Origin of the sequence: Kitasatospora sp. NPDC088783 (assembly GCF_044750705.1) — a bacterium.
Lineage (GTDB): Bacteria > Actinomycetota > Actinomycetes > Streptomycetales > Streptomycetaceae > Kitasatospora > Kitasatospora fiedleri.
On record NZ_JBIVKJ010000003.1, the window covers coordinates 158,236 to 183,635 of the forward strand.

The 25,400-nt window shown below is 74.3% G+C and carries 23 protein-coding genes and 1 tRNA gene; 8 read left to right on the top strand and 16 right to left on the bottom strand.

Translation table 11 applies throughout. The features are described from left to right. Positions 1–182: 182 nt before the first annotated feature. The 5 genes from thrC to ACIP60_RS09275 all read right to left on the bottom strand — a co-directional run bounded on the left by thrC (position 183) and on the right by ACIP60_RS09275 (position 6,479). Positions 183–1,280 carry a threonine synthase gene (thrC, locus tag ACIP60_RS09255; protein WP_400681797.1) on the bottom strand — a complete coding sequence of 366 codons (1,098 nt, stop codon included), beginning with the start codon at positions 1,278–1,280 and terminating at the stop codon, positions 183–185. A gap of 10 nt (positions 1,281–1,290) precedes the next feature. Next, the gene (locus ACIP60_RS09260; RefSeq protein WP_400681799.1) at positions 1,291–2,583 is read right to left on the bottom strand and encodes a homoserine dehydrogenase; all 1,293 of its coding nucleotides are present in this window, start codon (positions 2,581–2,583) and stop codon (positions 1,291–1,293) included. A 133-nt stretch (positions 2,584–2,716) separates the two neighbouring features. After that, positions 2,717–4,108 carry a diaminopimelate decarboxylase gene (gene lysA / locus ACIP60_RS09265; protein ID WP_400681802.1) on the bottom strand — a complete coding sequence of 464 codons (1,392 nt, stop codon included), beginning with the start codon at positions 4,106–4,108 and terminating at the stop codon, positions 2,717–2,719. 97 nt (positions 4,109–4,205) lie between these two features. After that, entirely contained in the window at positions 4,206–5,861 is a 1,656-nt protein-coding gene (argS, locus tag ACIP60_RS09270; protein ID WP_400681804.1) for an arginine--tRNA ligase, read from the bottom strand. Between the two features lie 117 nt (positions 5,862–5,978). Continuing rightward, the gene (locus ACIP60_RS09275) at positions 5,979–6,479 is read right to left on the bottom strand and encodes a response regulator (RefSeq protein ID WP_400681806.1); all 501 of its coding nucleotides are present in this window, start codon (positions 6,477–6,479) and stop codon (positions 5,979–5,981) included. Positions 6,480–6,660: 181 nt separating this feature from the next. Between ACIP60_RS09275 and ACIP60_RS09280 the strand changes: the two genes are divergently transcribed. Both ACIP60_RS09280 and ACIP60_RS09285 read left to right on the top strand, forming a co-directional pair. Beyond that, positions 6,661–6,732, top strand: a tRNA-Arg gene (locus ACIP60_RS09280). Between the two features lie 438 nt (positions 6,733–7,170). Beyond that, positions 7,171–7,551 carry a hypothetical protein gene (locus ACIP60_RS09285; RefSeq protein ID WP_400681807.1) on the top strand — a complete coding sequence of 127 codons (381 nt, stop codon included), beginning with the start codon at positions 7,171–7,173 and terminating at the stop codon, positions 7,549–7,551. Between the two features lie 7 nt (positions 7,552–7,558). On the opposite strand, the gene ACIP60_RS09290 is transcribed toward ACIP60_RS09285, so the two are convergent. The 5 genes from ACIP60_RS09290 to ACIP60_RS09310 form a co-directional block, all read right to left on the bottom strand. Further along, entirely contained in the window at positions 7,559–8,314 is a 756-nt protein-coding gene (locus tag ACIP60_RS09290; RefSeq protein WP_400681809.1) for a hypothetical protein, read from the bottom strand. A gap of 127 nt (positions 8,315–8,441) precedes the next feature. Further along, complete coding sequence (locus ACIP60_RS09295; RefSeq protein WP_400681810.1) at positions 8,442–9,419, bottom strand: trypsin-like serine peptidase; 978 nt, start codon at positions 9,417–9,419, stop codon at positions 8,442–8,444. Positions 9,420–9,644: 225 nt separating this feature from the next. Next, positions 9,645–11,141, bottom strand: coding sequence for an MFS transporter (locus tag ACIP60_RS09300; RefSeq protein ID WP_400681812.1), 1,497 nt, complete (start codon positions 11,139–11,141; stop codon positions 9,645–9,647). A 203-nt stretch (positions 11,142–11,344) separates the two neighbouring features. Continuing rightward, positions 11,345–13,057, bottom strand: a complete 1,713-nt coding sequence (locus tag ACIP60_RS09305; protein WP_400681814.1) for a DUF885 domain-containing protein — start codon at positions 13,055–13,057, stop codon at positions 11,345–11,347. A gap of 56 nt (positions 13,058–13,113) precedes the next feature. Next, a complete protein-coding gene (locus ACIP60_RS09310; RefSeq protein ID WP_400681817.1) occupies positions 13,114–13,794 on the bottom strand; it encodes a rhomboid-like protein in 681 nt (226 codons plus the stop codon). A gap of 107 nt (positions 13,795–13,901) precedes the next feature. On the opposite strand from ACIP60_RS09310, the gene ACIP60_RS09315 reads away from it, so the two are divergent. Then, positions 13,902–14,660 (top strand): TetR/AcrR family transcriptional regulator, encoded by a 759-nt coding sequence (locus ACIP60_RS09315; RefSeq protein ID WP_400681819.1) that lies wholly within the window; start codon positions 13,902–13,904, stop codon positions 14,658–14,660. 32 nt (positions 14,661–14,692) lie between these two features. Here the strand turns inward: ACIP60_RS09315 and ACIP60_RS09320 are convergent, their stop codons facing one another. From ACIP60_RS09320 to ACIP60_RS09330, 3 genes are all read right to left on the bottom strand, one after another. After that, entirely contained in the window at positions 14,693–15,532 is an 840-nt protein-coding gene (locus ACIP60_RS09320) for a fumarylacetoacetate hydrolase family protein (protein WP_400681822.1), read from the bottom strand. Positions 15,533–15,758: 226 nt separating this feature from the next. After that, the gene (locus ACIP60_RS09325; RefSeq protein ID WP_400681825.1) at positions 15,759–16,868 is read right to left on the bottom strand and encodes a DUF6745 domain-containing protein; all 1,110 of its coding nucleotides are present in this window, start codon (positions 16,866–16,868) and stop codon (positions 15,759–15,761) included. A 79-nt stretch (positions 16,869–16,947) separates the two neighbouring features. Beyond that, positions 16,948–17,274, bottom strand: coding sequence for a hypothetical protein (locus ACIP60_RS09330; protein ID WP_100836368.1), 327 nt, complete (start codon positions 17,272–17,274; stop codon positions 16,948–16,950). A 216-nt stretch (positions 17,275–17,490) separates the two neighbouring features. Here ACIP60_RS09330 and ACIP60_RS09335 point away from each other — a divergent pair, with 216 nt between their 5' ends. The 5 genes from ACIP60_RS09335 to ACIP60_RS09355 are packed head-to-tail and all read left to right on the top strand — an operon-like array spanning position 17,491 to position 22,622. Then, positions 17,491–18,441: an STM4015 family protein gene (locus tag ACIP60_RS09335; protein WP_400681828.1), complete on the top strand. Its 951-nt coding sequence runs from the start codon at positions 17,491–17,493 to the stop codon at positions 18,439–18,441. A gap of 14 nt (positions 18,442–18,455) precedes the next feature. Continuing rightward, the gene (locus ACIP60_RS09340; protein ID WP_400681830.1) at positions 18,456–19,595 is read left to right on the top strand and encodes an STM4014 family protein; all 1,140 of its coding nucleotides are present in this window, start codon (positions 18,456–18,458) and stop codon (positions 19,593–19,595) included. 8 nt (positions 19,596–19,603) lie between these two features. Beyond that, positions 19,604–20,425, top strand: coding sequence for an STM4013/SEN3800 family hydrolase (locus ACIP60_RS09345; RefSeq protein ID WP_400682646.1), 822 nt, complete (start codon positions 19,604–19,606; stop codon positions 20,423–20,425). Beyond that, positions 20,422–21,765: an STM4012 family radical SAM protein gene (locus tag ACIP60_RS09350; RefSeq protein WP_400681832.1), complete on the top strand. Its 1,344-nt coding sequence runs from the start codon at positions 20,422–20,424 to the stop codon at positions 21,763–21,765. Before ACIP60_RS09345 ends, ACIP60_RS09350 begins: the two co-directional genes overlap by 4 nt. Continuing rightward, positions 21,762–22,622: an STM4011 family radical SAM protein gene (locus tag ACIP60_RS09355; RefSeq protein ID WP_400681834.1), complete on the top strand. Its 861-nt coding sequence runs from the start codon at positions 21,762–21,764 to the stop codon at positions 22,620–22,622. The genes ACIP60_RS09350 and ACIP60_RS09355 overlap by 4 nt, the downstream gene beginning before the upstream one ends. Before the next feature lie 31 nt (positions 22,623–22,653). Here the strand turns inward: ACIP60_RS09355 and ACIP60_RS09360 are convergent, their stop codons facing one another. Genes ACIP60_RS09360 through ACIP60_RS09370 form a run of 3 tightly spaced genes read right to left on the bottom strand, consistent with a single transcriptional unit; the run spans position 22,654 to position 25,394 of the window. Continuing rightward, complete coding sequence (locus tag ACIP60_RS09360; RefSeq protein ID WP_400681836.1) at positions 22,654–23,643, bottom strand: ABC transporter substrate-binding protein; 990 nt, start codon at positions 23,641–23,643, stop codon at positions 22,654–22,656. 30 nt (positions 23,644–23,673) lie between these two features. Beyond that, entirely contained in the window at positions 23,674–24,450 is a 777-nt protein-coding gene (locus ACIP60_RS09365) for an amino acid ABC transporter ATP-binding protein (protein WP_400681838.1), read from the bottom strand. Beyond that, positions 24,447–25,394: an amino acid ABC transporter permease gene (locus ACIP60_RS09370; RefSeq protein ID WP_400681840.1), complete on the bottom strand. Its 948-nt coding sequence runs from the start codon at positions 25,392–25,394 to the stop codon at positions 24,447–24,449. The genes ACIP60_RS09365 and ACIP60_RS09370 overlap by 4 nt, the downstream gene beginning before the upstream one ends. Between the last annotated feature and the right edge of the window lie 6 nt (positions 25,395–25,400).

The following is a 25,400-nucleotide window of genomic DNA, read 5'->3' on the forward strand; positions in this document are numbered from 1 at the left end:
CGCGGCCCGCCGGGGTCAAGCGTATCGAAGAGAGGTTCCGGAGCGGTACACCCCGCCCGGCCCGGATCTTCCGTGTTGCCGCAAGCAGCGCGAAAGCGCCGGTGGGTTGACCGGAAAGCGGCGGCGAGCGGCCGCCCTCGGGGGCGGTCCGCTCGCCGGGTTGACGCTCGGTCAGGGGTGGGTCAGTCGAGCAGGCCGAGGCGGCGGGCGGCCGTCTCCGGGTCGATCGGGACGACCTGCGGCTGCGGCGCGCCGGCCACCGCCCAGTCCGGGTCCTTGAGGCCGTTGCCGGTGACGGTGCAGACGATCCGCTGGCCGGGGTCGACCAGGCCGGCCTCGGCCTTGGCGAGCAGGCCGGCCACCGAGGCGGCGGAGGCGGGCTCCACGAAGACGCCCTCCTGCGCGGCCAACAGGCGATAGGCGGACAGGATCTGACGGTCCGTCACCTTGTCGATGAGGCCGCCGGAGTCGTCCCGGGCGGCCAGCGCGTAGTCCCAGGAGGCCGGGTTGCCGATCCGGATCGCGGTGGCGATGGTCTGCGGCTTGAGCACCGGGGCGCCGTCCACGATCGGGGCCGAGCCGGCCGCCTGGAAGCCCCACATCCGGGGGGTGCGGGCGGCCAGGCCGTCCGCCGCGTACTCGCGGTAGCCCTTCCAGTAGGCGGTGATGTTGCCCGCGTTGCCGACCGGGAGGACGTGGATGTCGGGGGCGTCGCCGAGCATGTCGACGATCTCGAAGGCGGCGGTCTTCTGGCCCTCGATGCGCACCGGGTTCACCGAGTTGACCAGGGCGACCGGGTACTTCTCGGAGAGTTCGCGGGCCAGCGTCAGGCAGTCGTCGAAGTTGCCGTCGACCTGGAGGATCTTGGCGCCGTGCACCAGCGCCTGGCCCATCTTGCCGAGGGCGATCTTGCCCTGCGGGACGAGCACGGCGGAGACCATGCCGGCCCGCACCGCGTAGGCGGCGGCGGAGGCCGAGGTGTTGCCGGTGGACGCGCAGATGACGGCCTGGGCGCCGTCCTCCTTGGCCTTGGAGATGGCCATGGTCATCCCGCGGTCCTTGAAGGAGCCGGTCGGGTTGGCGCCCTCGACCTTGAGGTAGACGTCGCAGCCGGTGCGCTCGGAGAGCACCTGGGCGGGGACGAGCGGCGTGCCGCCCTCCAGCAGGGTCACCACCGGGGTGGAGCCGGTGACCGGGAGGCGGTCGCGGTACTCCTCGATGAGGCCGCGCCACTGGTGGGTGTGGCTGCCTCGGACGGTGCTTTCGGCAATGGCGTTCATGGCGGCTTTCCTATTCCCCTTCGACCCGCATGATGCTGGCCACGTCGCGCACGCTGTCCAGTGCGCGGAGCTTGTCGACCGTCGCCGACAGGGCGGCGTCGGTGGCGCGGTGGGTGACCACGACGAGCGCGGCGTCGCCGTCGCGGCCCTGCTGGCGCACGGTGTCGATGGAGACGCCGTGCTCGGCGAAGACCGAGGCGACCTGGGCGAGCACGCCCGCGCGGTCGTCCACGTCCAGGCTGACGTGGTAGCGGGTGACCACCTGGTCCATCGGCTTGGCGGGCAGCGCGGCGTACACCGAGTCGCCGGGGCCGGTGGTGCCGTTCACCTTGTTGCGGCAGACCGCGACCAGGTCGCCGAGGACCGCGGAGGCGGTCGGCGAGCCGCCGGCGCCGGGGCCGTAGAACATCAGCCGGCCGGCCGCCTCGGCCTCCACGAAGACCGCGTTGTACGCCTCGCGGACGGAGGCCAGCGGGTGGCTGAGCGGGATCATCGCCGGGTGCACCCGGGCGGTGACCGAGGCGCCGTCGGCGGCCCGCTCGCAGATCGCCAGCAGCTTGACCACGCAGCCCATCTGCTTGGCGGAGGCGATGTCGGCGGCGGTGACCTCGGTGATGCCCTCGCGGTAGACGTCCGCGGCGGTGACCTTGGTGTGGAAGGCGATCCCGGCCAGGATGGCGGCCTTGGCGGCGGCGTCGAAGCCCTCCACGTCGGCGGTCGGGTCGGCCTCGGCGTAGCCCAGCGCGGTGGCCTCCTCCAGCGCCTCGGAGTACCCGGCGCCGGAGGAGTCCATCTTGTCGAGGATGAAGTTGGTGGTGCCGTTGACGATGCCCAGCACCCGGTTCACCTTGTCGCCGGCCAGCGACTCGCGCAGCGGGCGCAGCAGCGGGATCGCGCCGGCGACGGCGGCCTCGTAGTAGAGGTCGACGCCGGCCGCGGCGGCGGCCTCGTGCAGTTCGGCGCCGTCCTTGGCGAGCAGCGCCTTGTTGGCGGAGACCACCGAGGCGCCGCCCGCGAAGGCCTTCAGGATCAGCGACCTGGACGGCTCGATGCCGCCCACCACCTCGACCACCACGTCGATGTCGTCGCGGCCGACCAGGGCCTCGGCGTCGGTGGTGAGCAGGTGCTCGGGCACCCCGGGGCGGGGGCGCCCGGCCCGGCGGACCGCGATGCCGGCGAGCTCGACCGGGGCGCCGATGCGCGCGGCGAGGTCGTCGGCCGTCGTCGTCATGATGCGCGCCACCTCGGAGCCCACCACACCACAGCCCAGCAACGCCACCTTCAGCGGGCGCGTACGCATCATCCGACTCCGCTCTGCATTCTTCGGTCCCCGTCGGGGTGTTCCGTCGCCCCCGGGGGCTTGCCTGTTTCCCACCAGTCTCCGGGACTTTCCGCACGGATCTACGGCTGGTCCACGTTCTGAGACGAAAATTTCGTCAGCCGATATCGAGCCGCAGGAGATCCTCCTCCGTCTCGCGGCGCACGATCACCCGGGCCGCTCCGTCCGCGACGGCCAGCACCGGGGGCTTGAGGGCGTGGTTGTAGTTGCTCGCCATCGAGCGGCAGTAGGCGCCGGTCGCGGGCACCGCGATCAGGTCGCCGGGGGCCAGGTCGGCGGGCAGGAAGGCGTCCTTGACCACGATGTCGCCGGACTCGCAGTGCTTGCCGACCACCCGGGCCGGCATCGGCTCGGCCTCGCTGGTGCGGGAGACCAGCGCCACCGAGTACGCGGCGTCGTACAGCGCGGTGCGGATGTTGTCGGACATGCCGCCGTCCACGCTGACGTAGGTGCGCAGGCCCTCCAACTCCTTGACGGTGCCGACCTCGTACAGCGTGAACGCGGTCGGGCCGACGATCGCCCGGCCGGGCTCGACCGAGATCCGGGGGACGGCCAGCTCGGCGGCGGCGCACTCGCGCCGGACGATCTCGCTGAGCGAGGCGGCGATCTCGGCGGGCTCGCGCGGGTCGTCCTCGGGGGTGTAGGCGATGCCCAGGCCGCCGCCGAGGTCGATCTCCGGCAGCTCGACGCCGTGCTCGTCGCGGACCTCGGCGAGCAGGCCGACCACCCGGCGGGCGGCCACCTCGAACCCGGCGAAGTCGAAGATCTGCGAGCCGATGTGCGAGTGGATGCCGCGCAGCTCCAGGGACGGCCGGGCCAGCACCCGGCGGACCGCCTCGGCGGCCAGGCCGCCGGAGAGCGACAGGCCGAACTTCTGGTCCTCGTGCGCGGTGGCGATGAACTCGTGGGTGTGCGCCTCGACGCCGACGGTGATCCGGATCAGCACCGGCTGCCGGACGCCCTGGGCGTCGGCGATCTCCGCCAGCCGCTCGATCTCCTGGAAGGAGTCGACCACGATGTGGCCGACCCCGGCCTTCACCGCCTGCTCCAGCTCCGGCACCGACTTGTTGTTGCCGTGCAGCGCGATCCGCTCCCCCGGCATGCCGGCCGCCAGCGCCACGTGCAGCTCGCCCGCCGAGCAGACGTCGACGTTCAGGCCCTCCTCGTGCAGCCAGCGCACCACGGCCTTGGAGAGGAACGCCTTGCCCGCGTAGTACACGTCGGCGTCCGCGCCGAAGGCGTCCCGCCAGGCCCGGGCCCGGGCCCGGAAGTCGGCCTCGTCCATCACGTACGCGGGGGTGCCGAACTCGGCCGCCAGGGTGCGCACGTCGACGCCGCCGACGGTGGCGACGCCCTCGGCGTCGCGGGCCACGGTGCGCGACCAGACCTTGGGGTCGAGTGCGTTGAGGTCGGCCGGCGGGGCCTGGTAGTGGCCCTCGGGCAGCACGTCGCCGTGCCGGGGGCCTGCGGGGTGGGCGGAGCGACTCATCTTTCGCGACTTCCTCGACCTATGGCGAGGGGCGGCCACCGGTCGCCGTCGACCGGTCGCCGCCCCCCGCTGTGCTGCGCGTTCGGGGGTGGGGTGCCTACATCCGCTCGGGCGCCGAGACGCCGAGCAGGTGGAGGCCGTTGGCCAGCGTCGTCCGGGTGGCGTCGGCCAGCCAGAGGCGGGCGTGCGTGAGGTCGGTGACCTCCTCGTCGCCCTTCGGCAGGATCTGGCAGTTGTCGTAGAACCGGTGGTAGGCGCGGGCCAGTTCCTCCAGGTACGTGGCCACGTGGTGCGGCTCGCGCAGCTCGCCGGCCTTGGCCAGCACCCGCGGGAACTCGCCGAGCTGGCCGAGCAGGTCGTTCTCCCACTCGGAGTTCAGCAGCTCCGGTGTGAAGTCCGCGCTGCGGGTGATGCCCTTCTCCACCGCGTTGCGCTGCACCGCGCTCATCCGGGCGTGCGCGTACTGCACGTAGTAGACCGGGTTCTCCCGGGACGTGCTGGTCACCAGGTCGATGTCGATGGTGATGGTGGAGTCGGTGGACTGCCGCACCAGCATGTAGCGGGCCGCGTCCACGCCGATCCAGTCGATCACGTCGTCGATCGTGATGATGTTGCCCGCACGCTTGGAGAGCCGGACCTCCTTGCCGTCGCGCAGCATCTTCACGAACTGGCCGATCATCACCTCGATGTTGCGGTCCATGTCGTCGCCCGCGCAGGCCGCGATGGCCTTGAGGCGGTTGACGTAGCCGTGGTGGTCCGCGCCGAGCATGTAGACCGAGACCTCCGCGCCGCGGTCCCGCTTGCTCAGGTAGTAGGCGGCGTCGGCGGCGAAGTAGGTGGTCTCGCCGTCGGCCTTGATCAGGACGCGGTCCTTGTCGTCGCCGAAGTCGGTGGTGCGCAGCCAGATCGCGCCCTCCCGGTCGAAGACGTGGCCCTGCTCGCGGAGCCGCTCGATGGCCTTCTCGACCGCGCCGGAGTCGTGCAGGGTCTGCTCGGAGAACCAGGTGTCGAAGTGCACGCCGAACTCGGCCATCGAGCGCTGGATCTCGGCGACCATCAGCTTGAGGCCCTCGGTGCGGAACACCTGGAGCTGCTCGTCCTCGGGCAGGTCGAGGATGCCGGGGACGCCGTCGGTGACGGCCTTGGCGATGTCGGAGATGTACTCGCCGACGTAGCCGTCCTCGGGGACGGGCTGCCCGTTGGCGGCGGCCTTCAGCGACGTGGCGAACTTGGTGATCTGCACGCCGGCGTCGTTCAGGTAGTACTCGGTGGACACCTCGGCGCCGGTGGCCTTGAGCACCCGGGCCAGCGAGTCGCCGACGGCGGCCCAGCGGACGCCGCCGATGTGGATCGGGCCGGTCGGGTTCGCCGAGACGAACTCCAGGTTGATCCGCAGGCCCTTGAGCGCCTCGTTGCGGCCGTACGCCTCGCCGGCCTCGACGATGGTGCGCGCCAGCTCGCCCTGGGTGGCGGCGTCCAGCGTGATGTTCAGGAAGCCCGGACCGGCGATGTCGACCTTCGCGACGCCGGCGATCTCTCGCAGCCGCCCGGCCAGGACCTCCGCGACGGCTCGCGGCGGCTTGCCGGCCGGCTTCGCGAGCTGGAGGGCCACGTTGGTGGCGTAGTCGCCGTGGTCCCTGTTCTTGGGCCGCTCGACCGTGACGTGCGCGGGCACGTCGACGGTCAGCTCGCCGGCCTGGGCGGCGGCGCTGACGGCGGCCTGGACTGCCTGGGAGAGTTCTGCGGGTGTCACGGTGCCAAGCGTAGGCGAGAGGGGGGACCCGGCCGCCACTCGGTTTGCCCGCGGCGGGCCGCGCCGCGCCGCCGGGCGTGCTTCGTCTCGTCGGACGTCACCGCTGGCGGGCACATCTCACGGGTGGGGCTCCTCCGGCCGGACGAGTTCCTGCGCCTGTTCGCTCAGGGCGGAATCGCGGCAGGTTTGCGCGAGCGCCTGCGCCTGTCCCCCGAAGTCGTAGGCGAACCGCCGCCGACCGGCCGCCGCCGCCCGCAGCCGCCGCACCAGTGCGACCAGCTCCACCGGGTCGAAGGGCTTGGCCAGGTAGCCGTCCACCCCGACCGACTCGCCGCGCTCCAGGTCGGCCGGCGTGCAGGCGCTCACGATCGCTATCGGCAGGTGCGCGGTCTCCCGCGCCGCGCGCAGCCGGGCCGCGGTGCGCAGACCGTCCAGCCGGGGCATCACCACGTCCAGCGTGACCACGTCCGGCGCGACCCGGCCGACCACCTCCAGGCACTCGGCACCGTCGGCGGCGGTCACCACCTCGAAGCCCTCCAGCTCCAGGTTGACCCTGATCAACTGGCGGATCACCTCGCTGTCGTCCACCACGAGGACCCGCCCCGACGTCGCCGCCACCTCACCGAGGGTAGCCGCGCCCCGCCCTTCGCGTCCGGCCTTTCGGCTACTTGCCGGTCACCCGCTGACGGGGCGTCGGGGCGGCGCCCGACCGGGCCGGGGAAACCCGTGCACGGAGCACGGAGTTTCCCTGGTAGTGTTTTCCCCGTCAGGCCGGGCAGCACCGCGAGGTCAGCCCAAGGCCCCCGTAGCTCAGGGGATAGAGCACCGCCCTCCGGAGGCGGGTGCGTAGGTTCGAATCCTACCGGGGGCACTTCGCAGGAAGTGTCGAACAAGGCTCAAGTCCAACGGACTTGGGCCTTTCCGCTGTCCCCGGGCTGCCCCGGTGCCCCCCCCCCGGACGGCAGCCGCCGGGTTCCCCGCCGGTGCGGCCGGGCGAGCGCGCGGCCGGAGACCGAGGGGGTGGCGCAGTGACCAGGACGGAGCCCGTCCCGAACCTGCCGGACGAACGGCTGGGCCGGCTGGCCGTCCGGGGCGGCAGGCGCGGGCGGGAGGCCGCACTGGCGGGGAGCCCGGCGGCTTCCGTCCGGGGAGCGGGCGCACCTGCGGGCCACCGGCGAAGTCCCGGAGCGGTTCCTGGCCGAGGTCGGGCGGCCGGCCGCCGAGGAGCGCGCGCGGCGCTGAACTCCCGCCCCGCCCGCGGGGTTCCGGCACGGGGCCGGCCGCCGGGGTGTGGCAGGGTACCGGGGTGATGATCTCCGCTGAGCAGGTCCGACTCGTGTCCGGGGCGTCCGCGCCGATCCTGCTGCTGGGCGGCGCCCCGGTGCACGGCGCGCTGCCGGTGCTGCGGGTCGCGGACGGCGCGGTGCCCGGACTGGACGGCTGGTCGGTGTTCGCCAGCCCGACCATGTGCGTGCTGGACGGCCCCGGCGACGCGGGCTGCCTCTTCCCCACCCTGGGCGGCTCCTCCGGCACCGACGGCGTCGCCCACTGGTGCGCCGAGGTCGAGCGGGCCGGCGGCGCGCTCGTCGTCTCGCTGCCCGACCCGGCCGCGCTCACCGGCCCGCTCGACTGGCCCGCCCTGCTCGACGGCGGCTCCCGCGGCGGGTTCGCCGCGGCGACGGCGGCCTGACGGGGCGTCAGCGCGGCCCGGGCCGGCGGTGCCCGCCGCGCAGCACCAGCGCCGGGGCGCCGCGGTCGTACGCGCCGCAGGCCGTGGTGGACCACGGCGACCACTGGCGGGGGACGGCGAAGTAGGGCACCAGCACCGGCCCCCTGCGGCCCGGTGCGGCCTTCGCGGGCAGCAGCGCGGGCAGCACGTCCGGGGTCTGGCCCGCGAGGATCGCGGCCCGGCAGGAGCGGCAGGCGGGGCGGCGCTCGGCGGCGGCCTCCCGGGGCGACAGGTGCCGGCGCCGCCGCACCTTGCTGCCCCGGCCCGGCGCGAGCGGGATCTCGGCGGGGCCGTGCAGCGGGTTCCAGTAGCAGCGCACCTGGAGCGGGGCGGGGCGCTTCCCGGCGTGCAGCAGGTGCGCGGCGCCGAGCCGTTCGACGGCCTGCTCGGCCAGCACGATCGCGGCGGCCAGATCCGGCAGGTCGGTGTCCGCGTCCCCGGCCTGGTCGAGCAGCCGCCCCGCGGCCTCGTACGCCTCCAGCGCCCACTGGTAGGCCAGCCGGGCGGCCGACTCCTCGCCGCCCAGCTCCAGTTCGGCGGCCCGGAAGACGGCCCCGGCGGCGGTCACCCGCTCGGCGGCGGTCTCCCGCAGGCGTTCCCGCAGCGCCTCCCACTCCCCCAGCAGCAGCGCCCGGCGGGCCCGTTCCTCGCGCCGGGTCGGCGGTGCGGCGGGGTTCACCGGGACGGCCGCCGCGACCTTGAGAAACCACCAGCGCCGGAACACCGCGCCTCCCCCCGTGCCTGTGCGTCGACGCCCCATTGTCGCCTCCCGGGCGGGGCGGCGGACAGCGGCGCGGCCGGGTGGCGGGCCCGGTTCGGCCGGTTCGGCCGGTCCGGTTCGGCCCGCCCGGTCAGCTCGCCTCGGCGAGGAGTTCGGCGACGGTGTGGTCGAAGGCGGCGCTGTAGGAGGTGTCCTCGGTGTCGCCGCCCTGCTGGTAGCCGCCGATGACGCCGATGACCCGGCCGGTGGCGGTGTCGACGAAGGGGCCGCCGCTGGTGCCGCCGGGGAAGGAGGGGCAGTCGATGCGGCGCTGGTAGGTGTCCTGCCGACTGGTGGTGTTGGTGCACAGGCGGGGGAGTTCGGCACCGGCGGGGTAGCCGTAGAGGCGGACCTGGGCGGTCCAGGAGGCGTCGGTGCCGAGCGGGTTGCCGCCGAGCACGTCCTCGATCAGGCGGCCGTCCCGGGGGGCGACGGCGAGGATCGCGAAGTCCTCGTCCGGGTCGCCGCCGTTGCGCCAGCCGTCTGCGGTGTACACCTCGGTGACCTGCCAACTGCCGTACGGGGCACGGCCGTCGCGGTAGCCGGGGACGAAGGTGACGCCGTTCGCGGAGGAGAGGCAGTGCGCGGCGGTAAGGATCAGGTCGCGGCCGGGGCTGTCGATGACGCTGGCGGTGCAGAAGTGGTGGCCGGGGCCGGTCGGACCGGAGAACAGGGCGCCGACCCGGCGGGACTCGGCGTCGTCGGGGGCGGTCGCGGTGGTGCCGGGGGCGGTGTCCGGCGGCGCGGCGGGCGGGGCGAGCAGGGTGGGGGCGGTGACGGGGGCGGCCTGCTGCACGGTGTCGGGGCCGCCGGCCGCGGGGTCGGACGCCGCGGCGGGCGTGGCCGCGGGGGCCGGCGTCGGCGTCGGGGCCGACGAGGGCGCGGCGGTGGCGGCGGGCGCCGGGGCGGTCATCGCCACGGTGTCGGTGCTGGGCCGTCCGGGGTGGCGCAGGTGGACGGTGAAGACCCCGGCGGTGGCCATCGCGCCGACGACGCCGACGGCGAGGACCGAGGTGAGGGCGGCCGACCGCAGCGGGCGCCGTCCGTCCTGCCTGGTGTGTCGTCCCATCGGGTGCCCCGTTCCGGCCGGTACTGGTCATGGCGGTGCGCGTGTGCCCGCTCCGGCCCCCAATATCCGCCGCGGAGCTGGGAAAGCCGTCAGTGCCGCCTGGGAGCCCGGTGAGATTTCCGGCCGCCCGGTGCCGGGCCGGGGAGGGCCCGCCACCCGTCCGGGGCGGGCCCGCCACCCGTCCGGGGCGGGCCCGTCACCCGTCGGTGCGTCCGTCCGGGCGGGTCAGACCACCGCCCGGGCCTCGGCCGCGGCGCCCTCGCCCTCGGCCTCGCCGGGGGCGGGGCGGTGGTTGATCATCAGGAAGGCGACCACCGCGGCGAGCAGCAGGATGCCCATCGCGACGGTGGTGGCGACGGCGTAGCCGTGCACCGCGCCCTGGGCCTGGACCAGCGGGTCGGTGGGGTTGCGGGCGGCCAGGTAGGTGGCGGTGGCGCTGGCGGCGATGGTGTTGAGCAGCGCGGTGCCGATCGAGCCGCCGACCTGCTGGGCGCTGTTGATGATGGCGGAGGCCGCGCCGGTCTCCTCCGGGGCGACGCCGAGGGTGGCCAGGCTGATGGCGGGCATGAAGACCAGGCCGAGCCCGAAGCCGAGCAGCACTTCGGCGGGCAGCACCAGGGTGGTGTAGGGGCTGTCGACCTGGAGCTGGGTGAGCCAGGCCATGCCGCCGGCGCCGAGCAGCAGTCCGGGGACCATCAGCGCGCGGGTGGGGACCCGGGTCATCAGCCGGGAGCCGAGTCCGGCGGAGCTGACCACGATCGCGGCGGTCATCGGGAGGAAGGAGACGCCGGCCCGGATCGGCGAGTACCCCTTGATGACCTGGAGGTAGTAGGTCAGGAACAGGAACAGGCCGTACATGGCGATCACCGCGAGGCCGACCGAGAGCGCGCCGCCGGACCGGTTGCGGTCCCGGACCAGGTGCATCGGCAGCAGCGCGTGCGGGGTGCGGCGCTCGACCTGGGCGAAGACCACCAGCAGGGCGGCGCCGACGCAGAGCGCGGTGAGCACCAGCCAGTCGCTCCAGCCCCGGCTGACCGCCTCGGAGGTGCCGTAGACGATCAGCAGCAGTCCGCCGCAGCCGAACACGGCGCCCGGCAGGTCGAGCCGGACCCGGTGGGAGCGGTCGATGTGGTCGCGGCGCAGCAGCCGGAAGGCGGCGAGCGCGGTGATCAGGGCGATCGGGCCGTTCACGTACAGGCACCAGCGCCAGTCGAGGTACTCGGTGAGCAGTCCGCCGGTGATCAGGCCGATCGCCGCGCCGCCGCCCGCGAGCGCGCCGAACACGCCGAACGCGGTGGCCCGCTCGCGCGGGTCGCGGAAGGTGATCGACAGCAGGGCCAGGGCGGACGGGGCGAGCAGCGCGCCGAAGGCGCCCTGGAGGGCGCGGGCGATGAACAGCATGCCGCCGCTGGTGGCGAAGCCGCCGAGGCAGGAGGCCGCGGCGAAGCCGAGCAGTCCGACGATGAAGGTGCGTTTGCGGCCGAAGAGGTCGCCGATCCGGCCGCCGAGCAGCAGCAGTCCGCCGAAGGCCAGCGTGTAGGCGGTGATCACCCACTGCCGGTTGCCGTTGGAGATGTCCAGGTCGTGCTGCGCGGACGGGAGGGCGATGTTCACGATCGTCGCGTCGAGGACGATCATCAGCTGGGCGATGGCGATGACCGCCAGGGCCCACCAGCGGCGCGGGTCCGCCGCTGGGGTTTCGGGGGCGTTCCGGGAGGTCACCGTGGGCCGCCTTCCGCCGATCGGGAGTGGGGCTGGGCGCGTACGGCGCTCCTCCCAGGGAAACCCCGCGACGGGACGGCGGCAAGGCGAATTGTCGTGCTTGTCAAGATTTGGGACGGCCCGCGAGGGGGACGGCGTCCCGGGTGCCCGGCCGCATCGGCCACCCGGGACACGGCTTCCGTCCGTGCGTCCGTGCGACGGCGCTACAGCGCGCCCAGCTCGGTGACCAGGTCGTCCAGGCCGAGCGAGCCCTGGGACAGCGCCGCCATGTGCCAGCCCTTGAGGTCGAACTCCGCGCCGCGCGCCTCGGCGGCCGCCCGGGCCGCGGCCCGGCCGCGCAGCCAGGCCCGCTCGCCGAGCTTGTAGCCGATCGCCTGGCCGGGCAGGCCGAGGTAGCGCACCAGCTCGCTGTCCAGGAAGTCCGCGGACAGGCCGCAGTAGGCGCCGAAGAACTCCCGGGCCCGCTCGGGCCGCATCGGCTCGCCCGGGGCGAACGGCGAGTCGGCGGGGAAGTCCAGCTCGGCGTGCATGCCGATGTCGACGATCACCCGCAGCGCCCGCATCATCTGGGCGTTCAGGTAGCCCAGGCGGTGGCCCGGGTCGGTCAGGTAGCCGAGCTCGTCCATCAGGCGCTCGGCGTACAGCGCCCAGCCCTCCATGTTGGCGCTGACCCCGCCCAGGGTGACCTGGTAGGTGGAGAGCCGGTCCGCGACGTACGTCCACTGCGCGAGCTGCAGGTGGTGGCCCGGGACGCCCTCGTGGTACCAGGTGGAGATCAGGTCCCACTCCGGGAACGCCTCCCGGCCCAGGGTGGGCAGCCAGGTCCGGCCGGGGCGGGAGAAGTCCAGCGAGGGCTGGGTGTAGTAGGGGGCGGCGGCGCTGCCGGGCGGGGCGATCCGCGCCTCCACCTTCAGCAGCGGCTCGGCCAGGTCGAAGTGCACGCCCTGGAGGTCCTCGATGGCCCGGTCCATCAGGTCCTGCAGGTACTCCTGCACCTGCTGCTCGCCGCGGATCGCCGGGCCCTCGGTCTCCAGCCACTTCATGGCCCGCATCGGGGTCTGCCCGGGGCGGACCTTCTCCGCCTCGACCCGCATCTGGGCGTCCAGGTCGTGGAACTGCTCCCAGGCCCAGCGGTACGCCTCGTCCAGGTCGAGCTCGGCGCCCGTCCAGTACCGCACCCAGCGGGTGTAGCGCTCCCGGCCGACCGCGTCGGGGGTGCCCTGGGCGGCCGGGCCGTACACGTCGCGCATCCAGTCGCGCAGGTCGGCGAGCGAGGCGGTGGCCTCGACGGCGGTGGCGGTCAGCGGCTCGCGCAGGTGGGCGGGGGCGGTGGAGACCAGTTCGCCGAACCAGCCGCCGGGCAGCTCGCCCTCGATCCACTCGCCGAGCTGGCCGACCAGCGTCTCGACCTGGCGCGGTGCCGACAGCAGGCCGCGCCGGACGCCCTCCTCCAGGCTCTGCCGGTACTGGGCCATCGCCAGCGGGAAGCGGGCCAGCCGGCGGCCCAGCCGCTGCCAGTCCTCGTCGGTGTCGGTGGGCAGCAGGGTGAACACCTCGCGGGTGTTGTGCACCGGCGAGCCCAGGTTGCGGACGCTGCGGTAGCCCTCGCCCGCGTCGTGGACGGCCAGTTCGGCGGTCAGCCGCTCGCGCAGCAGCCGGGCGCAGCGGCGTTCGGCCTCGTCCTCGACCGGGCCGGACGCCTCCAGCGCGTCCAGGGCGGCCAGGGTGCGGCGGGCGAGTTCGGCGGTCGCCTCGATGCCCTCGGAGGACAGGTCGGTCAGCCGGTCGTCCTCCGGGTTGAGGCCGAGGTACACCGCGGTCAGCGGGTCGGCCTCGGCGAGCGCGTGGACGTAGGAGTCGGCGAGTCGGCGCGGGGTGGGGCCGCTCGGGTGAGGGGTGTTCAGTTCATGAGCCATCCGGCCATCCTGTCGTAGCCGCAGGCGAATTCAACCCCTGTCAGGTATCGGCGTCGTCACCCCCGGACGGGGTCCGGGCGCCGGACGCCGCGCCGCGGGTCCCAGGTCGGCCGGCCCCGGGTGATCGGGCGGAAGGCGAGGCCGATCAGCACCGAGCAGAAGTGCCCCAGGTCGGTGAACGTGTGCGAGACCAGCAGCGGCACCAGGTAGAAGGCGACCAGCCCGCACCCGTACACCCAGCGCCACGCCCCGGCCAGCGCGTACGTCAGCACGCCCTCCACCCCGGCCAGCGCGTACGACACGCCGACGTCCACCGTGGTCGACATGTTCGCCGGCAGCACGTGGTGGCGCACGCCCCAGGCGACCGCGCCCTCGCTGACGAAGGTCGCCAGCACGTGCGCGGTCAGCGCGACGGTCAGCCAGCGGCGGGTGCCGAGCCAGCGCTCGGCCGGCACGTGGAAGACGTGGAAGACCACGAAGTAGAACAGGAAGTTCGCCTGCTCGGTCCAGATCAGGCTGGCCAGCAGGGCGTGCACCGGGTGCGAGGAGAGCTGGTGCAGGTTGGTGGAGCGTTTCTGCAGGAAGTAGTCCAGCGTCGCCGGGTCCATCCGGGCCACCACGAAACTGGTGAACGCGAGCAGCAGCAGCCACACGTACGTCCCCGGGGACTTCCCGACCCACCGACCCGCCGCCCGCACCCACCGCACCGGCCGCTCCTCGTCGCGCTCCACCCGCACCTGGTCACAGTCTGCGGCCGCGCCCCGCGCCCCGCCCGGCGGGGACCCGCCGGTCGCGGCCGTGCGGAGGGGGTCCGCCGACCCGCCCGAGGTCTACCCTGGCACGCATGGCAGCGACCCCCTCCCCCGTCGAGGAGCCCGTCGACGACTCCCCCGCCGCGGAGCGGCCCCGCCGCGCCGCCTACCGGCGACTGCCCGTCCAGCAACGGCGCGACCAGCTCATCGCCGTCGCCCTCGAACTCTTCGCCGCCCGCCCGCCCGAGGAGGTCTCCCTCGACGACGTCGCCGAGGCCGCGGGCGCCTCCCGGCCGCTCGTCTACCGGTACTTCGCCGGCGGCAAGCAGCAGCTGTACGAGGCGGCGCTGCGCAGCGCCGCCGCCGAACTCACCACCCGCTTCACCGTCGAGCCCGCCGACGGCACCCCCACCCGGCAGCTCGGCGCCGTCCTGCACCGCTACTTCGACTTCGTCGACCAGCACGCCGCCGGCTACGGCGCGCTGCTGCGCGGCGGCTCGGTCGTGGAGACCGCGCGCACCTCGGCGATCGTCGACGACGTCCGCCGCGCGGCGCTGAGGCGCACCCTGCGCCACCTCGGCGTCCGGGAGGCCGGGCCCCGGCTCACCCTGCTGGTGCGCTCCTGGATCTCGGTGGTCGAGGCCTCGGCGATCAGCTGGCTCGACGAGGGCCGGCAGATCCCGGCCGACTCGCTCTGCGCCTGGCTGGTCGACCAGTTCGTGGTGATGGCCGCGGCCACCGCGATCCGCGACGACCAGACCGCGGAGGTGCTGCACGGCTGGCTGGAGCTGGAGACGGCGGACAGCCCGGCGGGCGTGCTCATCGCGCGGTTGCGCGACCTGGGGCTGTAGGAGGGGCCGGTGTTCGGGCCCCGGCGGGGCCCCTACGCCTGGCCGAGGGTGGTCTCCTGGCGGCCCAGGCCGGTGACTTCGAGGGCGAGCCGGTCGCCGGGGCGCAGGAAGGGCGTGCCGGGGCGGCCGAGGGTGACGCCGGCGGGGGTGCCGGTGATGACGACGTCGCCGGGGTCGAGGCGCATGAAGTGGGTGAGGTAGCGGACCGTCTCGTGGACCGGGAAGATCATGTCGGCGGTGCTGCCGTCCTGGCGGAGCTCGCCGTTGACCCAGAGCCGCAGGCCGAGCGCCTGGGGGTCGCCGAGTTCGTCGGGGGTGACCAGCCAGGGGCCCAGCGGGGTGAAGGTCTCGGCGGACTTGCCCTTGTCCCACTGGCCGCCGCGGTCGAGCTGGAAGGCGCGCTCGGTGACGTCGTTGGCGGCGGCGTAGCCGGCGATGATCGCGGCGGCGTCCGCCGCGGAGTCGAGGTAGCGGCCGGTGCGGCCGATGACGACGGCGAGTTCGACCTCGTAGTCGGTCTTCCGGCTGCCGCGCGGGACGAGCACCTGGTCGTGCGGGCCGACCAGGGTGTTGGCGGGCTTGAGGAAGACCACCGGCTCGGCCGGTATCGCGGCGCCGGCCTCGGCCGCGTGGTCGCGGTAGTTGAGGCCGATGCCGACGATCTTGCCGGGGCGGGCGACCGGCGGGCCGGTCCGTTCGCCGGTGAGGTCGGTGACGGGGAGGTCGGCGGGGTCGAGCGCCGCGGGGTCGAACCGGGCGAGGAACGCGCCGTCGAGGTCGGGGGTGAGGGGGCGGAGGTCGCGGGCGGTGCCGTCGGGGGCGAGGACGACCGGTCGTTCCGCGCCCGCAGGGCCCACACGGAGGAGCTTCACTGCCTGTCACCACCTGATTCGTCTCGGGGGCGGGTGGTCCCCCGCCCCGGGACATCGAGGTATACCAGCGGCGCTCACCTGCGGAACAGTGGTTCCGGTTCGGCGAATTCCTCCCGATCGGAGGGCCCGGACGGGGACCGGCTCGGTGGCCCGCACCCTTGACAGCGGCCCGCCCGCAGTTTCGACGGCGGCCCGCCCGCAGCCGTGACGGCGGCCCGGCGGCCGGTCAGGTCTCGCGCTGCGGGCGGTACTCGGCCTCCTCGACGCCGAACGTCCAGGCGACGCCGGCCCGCGCGGTGCGGGTGGCGGGCGGGACGCGCAGGTAGTAGGTGCGGTGGGTGCCGTCCGGCTCGGGGGTGGAGTTGAGCACCTCGACCATCACCACCGGCTCGTCGTTCGGGAGCTGGATCCGCCACAGGGTGCCGGTCTCGTCCCGGTGCAGCGGTTCGGCGCCGGACTCGGCCAGGTAGCGGTCGTAGCCGAAGTGCTCCAGCATGACGCGGCGCAGCTCGGCGTTGTCCTCGGCGCGGATGCGCTCGGGGGTGAGGCCGGTCAGCCGGTCGAGGAAGTCGGCGGGGACGGGCATGCCGCGCCAGGCGTGCAGCGCGAAGCCGTCGGCGTAGGCGAGGGCGGGGCCGTCGGCGCGGTCGAGCCGGCCGGCCTCGTCGCGGTGCAGGGCGACGGGGCGCTCGCTGAGCAGCACGGTGCGCTCGTACGGCCACCACCAGCCGGTCTGGCGGGCGATGCCGGCCAGCGCGGCCAGCGCCGGGTCGCCGGTGCCGGCGGTGTCGAAGGCGGCGAGCCAGGCGGCGTCGTGCTGGCCGGCCACCGCGTCCAGCAGGAGCAGGCGGACCCGGCCGCGCTGTTCGGCGGCGGCCAGCCGGGCCGCCCGGTTCTCGGGCTTGCGGGCCTCGGTCCAGTCGTCGATCGGCTCGGGCTCGGGGGCGAAGTGGTCGAGCAGCGCGGCGCGGACGCGTTCGGCGGGCAGCGCGGTGGTGGTGGCGAGTTCGGCGCCGGTGGTGGCCCACAGCTCGCCCCAGCCGCCGGGGCCGAGCGCGGCGAGGGCGGCGGTGCGGGCCCGCTCCCAGGCGGCGGTGCGCACCTGCTCGCGCACGCTTGCCCCGAACTCCTCGCGACGCGAAAGGAGTTCGGCGACGGCGGCGCGCGGCGAGGGGCACCAGCGGAACTCGGCGGGCTCGGCGAGGCCGGCGGCCCGGTAGGCGTCCCGGACGGCCTGCTCCACGGTGGCCCGGTCGGCGGGGCCGGTCGCGGCGGCGACGGCCCGCCAGTGGGCCACCGAGAGGTCGGCCGGTCGGCCCGTCAGCTGGCTGCTCATCAGTTTCCTGTCCTCGTGCGGTGCGGGTGGCGGGTCGGGTGCGGTGGCGGGTACGCGCGCGGGCGGGGGCCCGGGGGGATCAGTCGGCGACCACCCGGACCGCGTTCGGCGTGTACTCGCGCTGGCGGACCACCCGGAACCAGCCGCCGGGCAGGGCGATCGCGGCGTGCTCCTCGTGGACCACCCGGCCGCCCTCCGGCAGGTGCAGCCAGGAGAAGCCGAACGGGCCTCCCTCGCGCACGAGTTCGCCCGGGCCGACCACCGCGTGGGCGTGCCCGGTGACCTCGCCGAGGGCCAGCACCAGCCGCCCGCGGGCGTCCCTCGGCTGCCGGGCCATGTGCGCGACGGCGGCCGGCACGGCGCTCTGCGCGACCGGCACGATCAGTACGTCTCCCTGGCGGTACACGGGGCCTCCCGGTGGTCGGGTCCGGCCCGCTGCCGAACGCCACGTCAGGAAAACTAGGCCGCGCCACCGACAACCCCGCTCCCGCCGGGTCCTTCGTGCGGGTGAACGTCACGGGCGGCTGGTAGACAGGTCTCGGCCATCACGCGCACGAGCACCACCGGCACGGCGGCCGAGCACCACGGACGACGAGCAGCGACCAGCGACGAGGAGCAGCGCATGACCATCAACGAGCACGCCGAGACGTTCCACGGCCTCCCGGTGACCGACTTCCGGGCGGCCGCGGCGGAGGGGAAGCTGCCGGCGGCGGACGCCACCGCCTGGCGGATCGCCCTGGACTGGGACGACGAGCAGGGCTTCGACGAGCTCTGGCAGAAGTTCCTGGAGACCGTCGAGCCGGAGCGGGTCACCGCGCTGGTGCTCGGCCGCTGGTTCCCGGAGGAGCCGGAGCCGCTCTCCAAGGCGCTGCCGCAGATCCTCGCCGCCGCCGACCGGCTGCCCGCGCTGCGCGGCCTGTTCCTGGGCGACATCACCTTCGAGGAGTGCGAGATCTCCTGGATCCAGATGTGCGACATCACCCCGGTGTTCGCGGCGTTCCCGCGGCTGGAGGAACTGGTGGTGCGCGGCGCCGGCGAGGACTACGAGGACAACGAGCGGCTCGGCCTCCAGCCGGTGGAGCACGCGGCGCTGAAGGCGCTGCGCTTCGAGTCCGGCGGCCTGCCCGCGAGCATCGTCCGCGCGGTCGGCGCCTGCGACTTCCCGGCGCTGGAGCGGCTGGAGCTGTGGCTCGGCGTGGACAACTACGGCGGCGACTGGACGCTGGACGACCTCGCCCCGTTCCTGTCCGGCACCAAGCTGCCCGCGCTGACGTACCTGGGCCTGCAGGACTCGGTGTTCCAGGACCAGATCGCCGCGCTGGTCGCCCGGGCCCCCGTGGTGCCCCGGCTGACCGGCCTGTCGCTGTCCATGGGCGCGTTCACCGACGAGGGCGCGGGGGCGCTGCTGGAGGGCCAGCCGCTCACCCACCTGAAGACCCTGGACCTGCACCACCACTACCTCACCGAGGGCATGCAGCAGCGCCTGCGGGACGCCCTGCCCGGCGTCGAGATCGACCTCTCCGGCGCCGAGGACCCGGGCGACAACTGGCGCTACGTCGCCATCTCCGAGTAGGCGGGACGGCGCACGTGACCTCGCACCAGCTGGTCGTCCTGGGCTGCCCCGGGCACCGCCGGACCACCCTGTTCGCCGCCGCGGCCCGCGCCGCCGGCCGACCGGAGCCCGCCGTGCTGCCCTGGTCCGCCGTGCTGCACGGCCGGTACGAGCTGCCGCCCGGCGCGGTGGTCCGGATCGACTCGCCCGGGGAGGACCCGGCGGCCGACCGGCTGCTGCGCGGCCCCGTCCTCGGCGCGGGCTACGCCCCGACCCGGGTCGAGGGCGGCCCCGCCTGGTACGCGGGCGTCACCGCGGCGCTGCGCGCCCTGGCCGAGCGGCCCGGGGTGCGGCTGCTGGGCGATCCGGACGAGATCGCCGTCATGTTCGACAAGCGGCGCGCGCACGCCCGGCTGGCCGCCGCCGGGGTGCCGGTGCCGCCCGCGCTGCCGGGCGGACTCCCGTGCTCCTGGCGGGAGTTGCGGGAGCGGCTGGCGGACGCCGGGATGCGCCGGGTGTTCCTCAAGCCGGTGCACGGCTCGTCCGCCTCCGGGGTGGTGGCCCTGGAGTTCGGCCCGCGCGGCCGGGTCCAGGCGACCACCTCGGTGGAGCTCGCCCCGGACGGGCTGCACAACTCGCTCGCGGTGCGCCGCTACCGCTCCGCGGCGGAGGTCGCCGAGCTGGTCGACCGGCTCGCCCCCGAGGGGCTGCACGTCGAGCGCTGGGTCCCGAAGTCCGAGCAGGGCGGCCGGGCGGCGGACCTGCGGGTGCTGGTGGTCGGCGGCCGGGCCACCCACGTGGTGGTCCGCACCAGCCGGCACCCGATGACCAACCTGCACCTCGGCGGCGTCCGCGGCGAGCCGGCGGCGGTCCGGGCCGCCGCCGGGGAGCGCTGGCCCGGGCTGCTCGTCACCGCGGAGGCCGCCGCGCGCTGCTTCCCCCGCTCCCCGATGGTCGGCGTCGACCTCCTCCCGCACGCCCGCTGGCGGCGCGCCCTGGTCGGCGAGGTCAACGCCTTCGGCGACCTGCTCCCGAACCTCCCCGGCCTGCCCGACGGACCGGCCCCGGGTCTCGACACCTACGCGGCCCAACTCGCCTCCCCGGCGTACGCGTTCGGCCCTCCGACGGGCGAAGGGGAGCCCGCCGTCCTGCCCCGCATCCTGGAGGCGCGGTGATCCCCGACATGAACGAGGTGGTCGGCTCGCACGACCTGCTGCTGGTCACCCTCGACACGCTGCGCTTCGACGTCGCCGCGGAGCTGCTCGCGGCCGGCCGGCTGCCCCACCTGGCGAAGGTGCTCCCGCCCACCGGCTGGGAGCGCCGGCACTCGCCGGGGAGTTTCACGTACGCCGCGCACCAGGCGATCCTGGCCGGGTTCCTGCCGACGCCCGCCTCGCCGGACGGGCCGCACCCGCGGCTGTTCGCGGCGCGGTTCGCGGGTTCGGAGAGCACCGAGCCGCGCACCTGGGTGTTCGACGCGCCCGACCTGCCGACGGGGCTGGCGCAGGCCGGGTACCGGACGGTCTGCGTCGGCGGGGTGGGGTTCTTCAACAAGCAGGGGCCGCTCGGCTCCGTCCTGCCGGGCCTGTTCCAGGAGAGCCACTGGGCGCCGGAGCTGGGCGTCCCGTCGCCGACCTCCTTCGAGTCGCAGGTGGCCGTGGCCGAGCGGGTGGCGGCCGAACAGCCGCCCGGGCAGCCGCTGTTCCTGTTCGTCAACGTCTCGGCGCTGCACCAGCCGAACTGGTTCCACCTGCCGGGGGCGACCCGCGCGGACGGGGACAGCCGGGCCACCCACGCCGCCGCGCTGGAGTACGTGGACGCGCACGTCGGGCGGCTGTTCGCGGCGATGACCGCCCGGCGCCCGTGCTTCGCGATCGTCTGCTCGGACCACGGCACCGCGTACGGCGAGGACGGGTACACCGGCCACCGGATCGGCCACGAGGTGGTCTGGACCGTCCCCTACGCGCACTTCACCCTCCCGGCCACCCCGCAGGAGCCCCGATGAGCACCGTCGCCGCCACCACCGTCGGCACCGAGTCCCCGTACCAGAGTTACGTCTACGCGTACCCGCACAAGACGGCCTACCGCCCGCTGCCGGAGCGCCCGCGGCTCGCGGAGCTGTGGCGGGGCGAGAAGCAGGACGCGCTCTCGCTCTACCTGCACGTGCCGTTCTGCGAGGTGCGGTGCGGGTTCTGCAACCTGTTCACCCGGATCGGCAGCCCGGAGGGGCTGACCACCGCCTACCTGGACGCGCTGGAGCGGCAGGCCCGGCAGGTGCGGGAGGCGCTGGCGCCGGAGGCCCGGTTCGCGCTGGCGGCCTTCGGCGGCGGGACGCCGACCTACCTGACCGCGGCCGAGCTGGAACGGCTCTGCGACATCGCCGAGTCGGGGACGGGCGCGGACCTGCGGGCGGTCCCGCTGTCGGTGGAGGCGTCGCCGGACACCGCGACGGCCGACCGGCTGCGGGTGCTGGCCGAGCGCGGGACGACCCGGCTGAGCCTGGGCGTGCAGTCCTTCCTGGACGGGGAGGCGCGGGCCGCGGTGCGCCCGCAGAAGCGGGCGGCGGTGGAGGCGGCGCTGGGCCGGGTGCGGGACGCCGGGTTCCCGGTGCTGAACATCGACCTGATCTACGGCATCGACGGCCAGACGCCGGCCAGCTGGATCGCGTCCCTGGACGCGGCGCTGGCCTGGCGGCCGGAGGAGCTGTACCTGTACCCGCTGTACGTCCGCCCGCTGACCGGCCTGGGCCGGCACGCGGGGACCGCGGCGAACCCCGCCTGGGACGCCCGGCGGCTGGCGCTGTACCGGGCGGGCCGCGACCACCTGCTGGCCGAGGGGTACCGGCAGGTGTCGATGCGGATGTTCCGCCGGACCGGCGCCGCGAGCGCGAGCGCGGGCGAGTACGCCTGCCAGACCGACGGCATGGTGGGCCTGGGCTGCGGGGCCCGCTCGTACACCTCGCGGCTGCACTACTCCTTCGACTACGCGGTGGACGCCCGCGAGGTGCGCCGGATCATCGACGACTACGTGGCCGCGCCGGACTTCTCCCGGGCCGAGCTGGGCTGGGTGATGACGGACGAGGAGACCCGCCGCCGCCACCTGGTGCAGTCGCTGCTCCAGGGCGAGGGCGTCGACCTGGCGGCCTACCGGGAGCGCTTCGGCAGTACCCCGGAGCTGGACTTCCCGGCCGAGCTGGCCGAGTTCGCCGCCCGCGGCTGGCTGGCGGCGGACGACCCGGCGCGGCTGCTGCTGAGCCCGGAGGGCCTGGCCTGGTCGGACGCGGTGGGGCCGCGGCTGTTCTCGGCCGGGGTGCGGGCCAACATGGCGGAGTACGAGGCGAAGTGACCGACCGTACGAGCGAGTTGACGATCCTGTACCGGGGCCCGCTGTCCTCCTGCGACTACGACTGCCCGTACTGCCCGTTCGCCAAGCGGCGGGACACGCCGGAGCTGCTGCGCGCCGACCGGGCGGCGCTGGAGCGGTTCACGGCCTGGGCGGCGGCGTACCGGCACGGCCGGCTGTCGGTGCTGTTCACGCCGTGGGGCGAGGGGCTGGTGCGCAGCTGGTACCGGCGGGCGATGGTGGAGCTGAGCCGGCTGCCGCACCTGGAGCGGGTGGCGATCCAGACCAACGCGAGCTGCCGGACGGGCTGGCTGGCCGAGGCGGACCGCGCGAAGCTGGCGCTCTGGGTGACGTACCACCCGGGGCAGGTGAGCGAGCGGCGCTTCCTCGCCAAGTGCGCCGAACTCACCGCGCTGGGCGTGCGGTTCAGCGTCGGCGTGGTCGGGCAGCCGGAGCACCTGGCGGCGGCCCGGCGGCTGCGCGCGGCGCTGCCGGCGGGTGTCTACCTGTGGGTGAACGCGGCCGACGGGCTGACGTACACCGACGCCGAGGCGGCCGGGTGGGCGGAGCTGGACCCGCTGTTCGGCTACAGCCGCCACCCGCACCGCAGCGCGGGGCTGCCGTGCCGGACCGGGGAGAGCGTGGTGTCGGTGGACGGGGACGGCACGGTGCGCCGCTGCCACTTCGTCCGGCCGCCGCTGGGCAACCTGTACGACGACTCGTACCGGGACCAACTGCGGCCGCGGGCGTGCCCGTTGGGGAGCTGCGACTGCCACATCGGCTACGTGCACCTGGAGTCGCTGCCGCTGTACGACGTGTTCGCGGGCGGCGTGCTGGAGCGCATCCCGCACGGGTGGTGAGGGATGCGCTCCGGGGGGTGCCGGGGAGGCGTCAGCTGTCGGTCTTGGGCAGGCCGGGCGGGTTGATCTCGGAGGTCGGGACGGCTTCGTTCTCCAGGCCCCAGCGCTTGAGGACCTCGGTGTAGGTGCCGTTCTTGATGACCTCGTTGAGGGCCTCGTTGAACGCCTTGACCAGGCCGTTGTCCTTCTTGGTGGTGGCGGCGATCTTGCCGAGGACGGTGTCGCCGGCGCCGGAGTAGGTGCCGATGACCTCGGTCTCGCCGGTCTGCGCGGCGTGGAAGGCGCTGGCCGGGTTGGGGCCGAGCCAGGCGTCGATCCGGCCGGAGCCGAGGGCCAGGTAGTAGTCGGAGGCGTTCTGGTAGTACTTCACGTCCACCGGCTTGAGGCCGTTCTTGACGTCCTGGGCGCTCCAGTCGAGCAGCAGCTTCTCCTGGTTGGTGCCGGAGGCGACGCCGATGGTGTGGCCGGCCACGTCGGCCGGGCCCTTGACCTTCCAGCTGCCGCCCTTCTTGGCCTCGAAGCCGAGGATGTCGAGGCGGTAGGTGGCGAAGTCGTACTTCTCCTTGCGGGCCTCGGTGACGGTGACGTTGGTGATGCCCGCGTCGTACTTGCCGCTGTCCAGGCCGACGAAGACGTTCTCCCAGGAGACCGGGTTGATCTCGACCTTGAGGCCGAGCACGTCGCCGATCAGGTAGGCGATGTCGGGTTCGGTGCCGATCACCGTCTTGTCGTCGGTGGCGTAGAAGCCCAGCGGCGGGACGGTGCTGACGTTGGCCGCGACCTCCAGGGTGCCTCTTCGGCGGATCTCGTCCGGGACGAGGGCGGCGATCGCGTCGACCTTCGGGGTGGTGACCCGGTTCTGGTCGGGCGTCAGGTTGACCTTGACCCCGTTGGGCGCGGTGCCCTCCTTCTTGGCGCCGAGGTCCGCGGAGGCGTTGTCGGAGGAGCCGCAGGAGGAGAGCAGCAGGGCGGCGGCGAGGGCGGCGGCGGCCGGGACGAAGGTGCGGCGGGTCACGGACATGGGGGCAACTCCTTTGTTTCGTAAGGTGGTTCAGAGGACCTTGGCGAGGAAGGCGCGGGTCCGCTCGTGCTGCGGGTCGTCCAGCACCCGGGCGGGCGGCCCCTGTTCGACCACCACGCCGCCGTCCATGAACACCACGGTGTCGGCGACCTCGCGGGCGAAGCCGATCTCGTGGGTGACCACGATCATGGTGGTGCCGGTGCGGGCCAGGTCCTTGATCACGTCGAGGACCTCGCCGACCAGCTCGGGGTCGAGCGCGGAGGTCGGCTCGTCGAACAGCAGCACCTTGGGTTCCAGGGCGAGCGCCCGGGCGATGGCGACGCGCTGCTGCTGGCCGCCGGAGAGCCGGCGCGGGTACTCGTCGGCCTTGTCGGCGAGGCCGACCCGCTCCAGCAGTTCGCGGGCCCGGGCCCGGGCCTCGGCCTTGGGGACGCCGAGCGCGCCGACCGGGGCCTCGACCAGGTTCTCCAGCACGGTCAGGTGCGGGAACAGGTTGAAGTTCTGGAACACGAAGCCGAGCTTGGTGCGCTGCTTGAGCACCTCGCGCTCGGGCAGTTCGCGCAGCTTGTCGCCGACCCGCCGGTAGCCGATCAGCTCGCCGTCCACCCGGACGTGGCCCCGGTCGAGCTTCTCCAGGTGGTTGACCGCCCGCAGCAGGGTGGACTTGCCGGAGCCGGACGGGCCGAGCACCACCGTGACGGTGCCGGGGCGGACGTCGAGGTCGATGCCGCGCAGCACCTCCAGCCGTCCGAACCGCTTGTGCACGCCGCGTACTTCGACCATGGCCGTGGCGCCGTCGCCGCTCATGCCCGCTTCTCCTTGATCTCGGTGGCGGCGGCCCGCAGCCGCTGCCAGGGGGTGGGCGGCGCGGCGCGTCCGCTGCCGCGGGCGAAGTAGCGCTCGACCCAGTACTGGACGAGCGAGAGCCCGGTGGTCAGCAGCACGTACCAGACGGTGGCGACCATCAGCAGCGGCACCACCCGGCCGGTGCGGCCGTAGATCACCTGCACCTGGTAGAAGAGCTCGCCGATCGCCATCACGTAGACGATCGAGGTGCCCTTGAACAGCGAGATGACCTCGTTGGCGGCGTTCGGCAGGATGCCGCGCATGGCCTGCGGCAGCACGATCCGCCAGGCCTGCCGGAACCTCGGGATGCCGAGCGCGGCGGCCGCCTCGAGCTGTCCGGCGTCCACCGCGAGCACGCCGCCGCGGATGATCTCGGCGGCGTACGCGGCCTGGTGCAGGGCCAGGCCGAGGACGGCCGCGCCGAGCGCGCCGAGCAGGTCCATGGTGCCGAAGGAGACGAAGCTCGGGCCGAACGGGATGCCGATGCCGATCCGCTTGTACAGGTAGGCCAGGTTGAACCAGAAGACCAGCTGCACGATCAGCGGGATCGAGCGGAACGCCCACACGTACGTCCAGGCGATGGTGCGCAGGATCGGGCTGCCGGACAGCCGCAGCGCGGCGATCACCGCGCCCAGTGCGAAGCCCAGGACCGTGCCGTAGAGGGTGAGTTGGAGGGTGACGCCGACCGCGCGCAGGATGCTGTCGGAGAACACGAAGGCGCGGAAGGTCGGCCAGTCCCAGCCGGGGTTGACGGCCAGTCCGTGCAGGAACTGGGCGGTCAGCACCAGCGCGGCCAGGCCGGCCACCAGCCGCCACGGCCTGCGGTGCGGGACGATCGGCAACTCGGCGGTGTCGTCCACGGGTTGTCGGTCGGCGAGGGGGGTTTCGGGAGTCACGGCGGTCATCGGGGG